This window comes from Kitasatospora sp. NPDC057692, from assembly GCF_042799475.1.
GTDB lineage: Bacteria > Actinomycetota > Actinomycetes > Streptomycetales > Streptomycetaceae > Kitasatospora.
In genome coordinates this window covers 107,883-114,197 of the sequence record NZ_JBHVIV010000018.1, presented here as the reverse complement: position 1 = coordinate 114,197, position 6,315 = coordinate 107,883, and the positions used below count along the sequence as shown (strand labels likewise).

General features: G+C 75.3%; 5 protein-coding genes. All 5 read left to right on the top strand.

What is annotated here, in order from left to right; all coding sequences use genetic code 11:
* A partial coding sequence (locus tag ACFVFS_RS13525; protein ID WP_380623477.1) for a PucR family transcriptional regulator occupies window positions 1–720 on the top strand: 720 nt, incomplete at its 5' end.
* 678 nt (window positions 721–1,398) lie between these two features.
* On the top strand, window positions 1,399–2,703 hold the full coding sequence (locus tag ACFVFS_RS13520; protein ID WP_380623475.1) for a diaminopimelate decarboxylase: 1,305 nt from the start codon (window positions 1,399–1,401) through the stop codon (window positions 2,701–2,703).
* A gap of 174 nt (window positions 2,704–2,877) precedes the next feature.
* Window positions 2,878–3,603, top strand: coding sequence for a DUF998 domain-containing protein (locus tag ACFVFS_RS13515; RefSeq protein WP_380623473.1), 726 nt, complete (start codon window positions 2,878–2,880; stop codon window positions 3,601–3,603).
* A gap of 117 nt (window positions 3,604–3,720) precedes the next feature.
* Complete coding sequence (locus tag ACFVFS_RS13510; protein WP_380623471.1) at window positions 3,721–4,680, top strand: GlxA family transcriptional regulator; 960 nt, start codon at window positions 3,721–3,723, stop codon at window positions 4,678–4,680.
* 211 nt (window positions 4,681–4,891) lie between these two features.
* Window positions 4,892–6,217 (top strand): DUF6271 family protein, encoded by a 1,326-nt coding sequence (locus ACFVFS_RS13505; RefSeq protein WP_380623469.1) that lies wholly within the window; start codon window positions 4,892–4,894, stop codon window positions 6,215–6,217.
* Window positions 6,218–6,315 lie beyond the last annotated feature (98 nt).

Below are 6,315 nucleotides of genomic sequence, written 5' to 3'. Positions count from 1 at the left end.
GCCGACGCCGGCGCGGCGGCCGCCCCCGCCCCGGGCGCCCCCGCCGGCGGTGCCCCGGTCACCGGCGGGCGGCTGGCCCGTTCGGCGCGCGCCGCCTGCGCCCGGCGCGGCCACCCCGTGGTGGCGGTGGCCGTCGACGACGGCGCCCGGGTGCTGCTCGGCGGACTGGAGCACGACCCCCGGCACGCCGCCGCCCGGCTGTCCCGGCTGGCCGACGCGCTCGCCGGGGAACTGTCGGAGGAGTACGGCCGGCCGGTGCGGATCGGCATCGGCGAGGTCCGGGCCGCTCTGGACCGTGCGGCGGAGTCCGCCCGCACGGCCGAACAGGCGCTGCGCGCCCTGCGCCTCGGCCGCTCACCGAACCCGCCCCGATCCGCCCGGTCCGGTGAACTCGCCGACACCGTCGCCCTGTTGTCCGCCCTGGACGCCCTGCGGGAGCAGTCGGCGCCGACCTCGGACAGCTCGGTGGCTCGCCTGGTGGCGCACACGGCGAAGCCGGGGGAGGAGGCGCTGCTGCTCGACACCCTGCGCGCCTACCTGGAGCACGCCGGGGACGGCGCACGGGCCGCCGCCGCCCTGAACGTGCCCGCCAGCACCTTCCGCTACCGCAGGCAGAAGGCCGAACGGCTCTGCGGCATCGATCTCGACGACCCGGATGCCCGGTTGCTCGCTCACCTGGAGCTGCGCCTGCTCGCCCTGGACGCCGCCGAGCGCGGTTGACCAGCCCGCCCCCGGATAGCCCATAGCCCGGCACGGGGCCGCCGCCGGAACGCGTGCGCCCCTCGGCTGTTGGGCGGGTTCTGGTGACGCACGCCTTCGCCTCTTTGGCCGGGTGGGGCCTTGGCCTCCGCGCTGTCGGGCCACGCCTCTCGGCGGCGCCCGCCGACCCGGCGTGCCTCGAAGGGGCAAGGTGCATTCGGGCGCGGTCGGCGGTGCCTGGTGACGTGCGCCCCCGGCTCTTTGGCCGGGTGGCGCCTTGGCGGCTGCACTGACAGGGCGCGCCTCCCGGCGGAGGTCGCCGACCCGACGCGACCCCGAAGAGGCGGCGCGGCTCGCGGTGCCCGGTGCCCGGTGCCCTCGGTCTCCGCCGCGCGCGGCCGAGGGCGTCCAGGGCCGCCGGCCCCGCCCGGCGCACCCGCCCGCCCGGCGCGGCCGATTCGTCGCGTGCGGCGGTGATCCGGCGCGGGGTTCGCCGTCGGGCACCGAACCGGCCGACCCGGCGGCGCCGTCCGGTCGGGTGACGCGGTGGCGGCCCCGCACATCCGCGCCGTGGGACGAAGACGCGGCCGGCCTTCGCCCGGCAGCCTGGTGCCACGCCCGGGGCCATCCTGTCCCCGGCCCGGGCGTCAGGTCGCCCGACCCGCCCGACCGCCCGACGAGCCCGTGGAGCGTGACACCGTGACCCTTCCCCAGCCCGCCGCCGCCCGCCGCGAACTGGTCCTGCGTGAGGCGGTGCGCCGCCGGCTGCTCGACCCGGAGGACGCGCTGCTCGCCGCCTTCGTCGACCTCGACGGCGTGGCCGCGAGCGTCGCCGACCTGCACGCCGCCTTCCCGGCCGGGGTCGAGGTGCTGCACGCCTTCGCGGCGAAGGCGAACTGCCTGGTCCCGCTGCTCGCCCGGCTGCGCGGGCTGGGCATGGGCTGCGAGGTGGCCAGCCCCGGCGAGTTCGCCCAGGCACTCGCGGCCGGCTTCGACCCCGGCCGGATCGTCTTCGATTCGCCCGCCAAGACCCGCCGGGAGCTGGTCCAGGCCCTGGAGCTCGGTGCCGCCGTCAACATCGACAACTGGCAGGAGCTGGACCGGGTCGACGACCTCCTGCGGGCCGGCGCCTCCGCCTCCCGGATCGGTGTGCGGGTCAACCCGCAGGTCGGCGCCGGGACGATCGGTGCGATGAGCACCGCCACCGCGACCTCCAAGTTCGGTATCACCCTGGCGGACGAGGGGAACACCGAGCGGCTGGTGGAGGCGTTCCGCGCGCGTCCCTGGCTCACCTGGATCCATGTGCACGTCGGCTCGCAGGGCTGCCCGCTGGACCTGATGGCCGAGGGCGTCGCCCAGGCCGTCGCCTTCGCCGAGCGGGTCAACGCCGAGCTGGGCCGCCGCCAGGTGGTGGGCATCGACCTCGGCGGCGGACTGCCCGTCAACTTCGCCGACGACACCACCGCCCCCGGCTACCCCGAGTACGTCGGGCGGCTGCGCGCGCACGCGCCGGAGCTGTTCGACGGCCGCTACCGGCTGGCCACCGAGTTCGGCCGCTCGCTGCTCGCCAAGAACGGTTTCACCGCCGCGTACGTCGAGTACACCAAGACCTCCGGGGGCCGGCGGATCGCCGTCACCCACGCAGGGGCCCAGGTCGCCACCCGGACGGTGTTCATGCCGGACGCCTGGCCGCTGCGGATCACCGCGCACCACCCCTCGGGCGCCGCCAAGGAGGGCGTCGACCCGGTGCCGCAGGACGTCGCCGGGCCCTGCTGCTTCGCCGGCGACCTGCTGGCCAGGAACCGCCCGTTGCCGCCGCTGGAGCCGGGCGACCTGGTCGCGCTGCTCGACACCGGCGCGTACTACGCGACGACCCACTTCCAGTACAACAGCCTGCCCGAGCCGGCCGTGCACGGTTTCACGGTGGACGCCGGGGGAGCGGTGCACTTCGAGCCGCTGCGCCGGGCCCAGCCGGTCGAGGAACTGCTCCGGCCGGTCGGCTGACCCGGCGTCCGGCGTCCGGCGTCCGGCGTCCGGCGTAACGATTCGATGACGGACCGTCAGGTCAGCAGGCCGGAAGGGGTTCCCGGGCGGCGTGGCGCGGGTATCACCCTGCCGCGACCGCCGCCTTCCGGGGCCGCGGTGCGACAGCCTCAGCTCGTCGAAGGAGGCCTCGTCATGTCCGCCGGAACCCCCGCCGATCCCGGCACCCCCGCCCAGCCCCGGCCCCCCGCCGATCCCCGGGCCCAGGACGTGCGCACGGTGCGCCTCCTGCGGCTCGGGGTCGGCGTCCTGGGCTTCCTGCTACCGATCGTGCTGCCCGTCGGCAACAGCCTCACCTCCGCCCGGATCGCCCTGCTCGAATCGATGAGCGCCTCCTACTACACCCACATGCGCAACGTCTTCGTCGGCGGCCTGTGCGCCGTCGGCGTCTTCCTCATCTGCTACCGCCACGACCGCCGGGAGGACCGGCTGAGTTCGGTGGCCGGGGTGCTGGCGATCGGGGTGGCGCTCTTCCCCACCGAGCCGCCGGAGTCCGTCACCGCGCACCCCGGCGGCGTCCAGACGGTCGTGGGCACGGTCCATCTGGCCTGCGCCGCCGGGCTGTTCGCCGTGCTGGCGTACTTCTGCCTGCGGCTGTTCGCGGACTCGCCGGCCGCCGGCGGCCGCCGTCCGGCGCGGGACCGGGTCTACCTGGTCTGCGGCTGGGTGATCGTGGCGGGCATCGCGGCGGTCGCCCTGGCCGAGGTGCTCCACCTGGCCCGGGACTGGCCGCTGACCGTCACCTACCTGGGCGAGTCGGTCTCCGTCCTCGCCTTCGGCGTGGCCTGGCTGGTGAAGAGCGAGGCCCTCGCCGGCCTCGCGCCGCGCCGCACCCCGGCCGCCGCCACGGCCGGCCCCTGACGGCGGTCCGGCCCGGCCGCAGGCTCCCGCCGGTGGCAGGATGCTTGCGGCCGGTGTCGGACCGGCCGGGGCGCGCCGCGGCGCCCGACGGCACCGCGGGGGAGTGGAGAGGGTCCGATGGGCCGCAGGAAGCACCACGTGGCCGTGCTGGTCCTGGAAGGGGCGAAGCCGCTGGACGTGGGCATCCCCGCGCAGGTGTTCTCCAGCCGGCCGAGCATGCCCTACACGGTGCGGGTCTGCGGCCCGGCGCCCGGGCTGGTGGCCGGGGGCGACGGCCTCTCCTACCACGTCGCCGAGGGCCTGGAGGCGGTGGAGCACGCCGACACCGTCTTCGTGCCCGGCTACCGCGACCCGGCCACCACCGAGCCCCCGACCGCCGTCGTCGAGGCGCTGCTGGCCGCGCACGCGCGCGGCGCCCGGCTGGCCGCGATCTCCACCGGCGCGTTCGCGCTGGCCGCCACCGGGCTGCTCGACGGCAGGCGGGCGACCACCCACTGGCACTACGCCAAGGCCCTGGCGGAGCGCCATCCGCGGATCCGGGTCGACGAGAACGTGCTGTTCGTCGACGAGGGCGCCGTGCTCACCTCGGCCGGCGCGGCCTCCGGCATCGACCTCTGCCTGCACCTGGTGCGGCGCGACCACGGCGTGGGCCTGTCCAACCACGTGGCCCGGCGGCTGGTGGCCGCGCCCTACCGCAGCGGCGGCCAGGCCCAGTACGTGCCGCGCAGCGTGCCCGAGCCACTGGGCGACCTCTTCGCCGACACCCGCGCCTGGGCCCTGGAGCACCTCGCCGAGCAGCTGACCCTGGAGGGGCTCGCCCGGCACGCCCGGGTCTCCGCGCGCACCTTCTCGCGGCGGTTCGTGGAGGACACCGGCTACACGCCGATGCAGTGGGTGCTGCGGGCCCGGGTGGACCTGGCGCGCGAACTGCTGGAGCGCACCGACCTGGGCGTGGAGCAGATCGCCGACCGGGTCGGGCTCGGCACCGGGGCGAACCTGCGGCTGCACTTCCACCGGGTCCTCGGCACCTCGCCCACCGAGTACCGCCACACCTTCGCGGCCCGCGCGGAGGACTGACCGGCCCCGAGGGCCCACCCGGGGGTGCCCGATCGGGCAACGAGGGCGCATTCCGCCCGCTCCGGGGCCCCGTTGCCTATCGTTGACATCGCAAGTGGTCTAGTCCAAGGTGATCCGACCGGCCGGTCCGAGCCGTCGTCCAGCACCCTCTCACGCGCTCAACCGAACGCCGTTGCACCGCATTTGACGATCAGACGGAGAAACCCCCACCATGCAAAGAGTGTGCCTCGCGCTGCCCACCATGCGTACCTGTCCCGACACCATCGTGGACCTCGCCGAGGAGGCGGCCTACGCCGTCGCGAACTTCGAGGTCGAGGTGCACCTCCTCATCCTCGACACCACCGACACCGCCGACGCCGCCGGATTCGCGAAGAACGCGGCTGCGGTGGCCTCGCTGGACCTCGCCCCGGGTGTGTTCGTCCACCACCTCGGCGAGGCGCAGCAGCGGGAGTTCTTCCGCCGGGTGACCGAGCGCTCCGGCGCCGCCGACCCCGAGGTGCTGCTCGACATGATGGTCCCGCAGGCCGTCGCGTACGGCTCCTGCGTCAACCGGATCTTCCTGGGCGCCGCCGCCCTGGGCTGCACCTCGGCGCACCTGCGCAACGACGACGCCGACTTCCAGGTCCTGGACGGCCGGAAGGTCTTCCCGATCCACCACGAGCTGCTCGCGATCGGCCGCCCGGCCGGCGAGGTGGTGGGCAGCGTGACCCGCTCCGAGCTCGACCCGGCCGACGCGGACAAGCCGGTGATGCTGGTCAGCGGCTCCTTCATGGGCGAACTCAACGTGGACATCAGCGAGATCCGCGAGCTGGACCCGGAGGTCTACCGCGAGGTCGTGCGGCTGTGGACCCCGCCGGTGTGGCCGGACGAGGACCGGGACGCGATGGTGGACGTCTCCTTCAAGGGCACCGGCACCGAGCCGTTCACCGCCGACCACTCCGTCCTCGGCGTGCCCGACATCTGGGACGTCTTCATGTGCAACGTCGCGCTGGACCACCGGGGTTACGAGGTGCTGCCGCTGCTGCCCTCGATCCGAACCCTCGGCTGCGACTACGCGCTGCTGCACTCCCTGGTCCACGCCCGGCTGCCCGGCGTCGTCCACAACCGCCACATCGTCAACTACTACACGCCCGAGCGCCGCACCGGCGCCGGCTTCATCCCCTACCAGATGGGGTTCGTCAAGCTCCTGCTGTCGATGCTGTACCTGTACCCGGTCTACGGCGGGATGATCGACCTCGGCCGCGGGCTGCTGGACGAGCGGTACGGGCTGAAGGTCGAGCCGATCCTCGACCTGGTGCGGGGCAGCGTCGACTGGGACCGGGCCGGCAACGAGCACTGCCTGGACGTCCTGGACCGCTCCTACCGCAAGCTGGGCGGCAAGTACGCCGAGCTCGCGGACGTGGTGGCCGAGCGGCGCGAGCAGCTGCTGGACGAGGCGCAGGAGGACGCCAGGCGCTGGGCCGTGCTGATCGAGGCCTGGGCGCCCCTGGTGGCCGCCGCCCGTGCGGAGGGGCTCGGCGCCGTCCAGGAGGCCTGAGGCGGTCGGCGGCTGGGCCCCCGGCGCCCCCCCCGGGCCAGCCCCCCCGCCCCCCGCGCGGGGCCCCGCGGCGGTGGGGGGATCCATTCGGTCGTTGG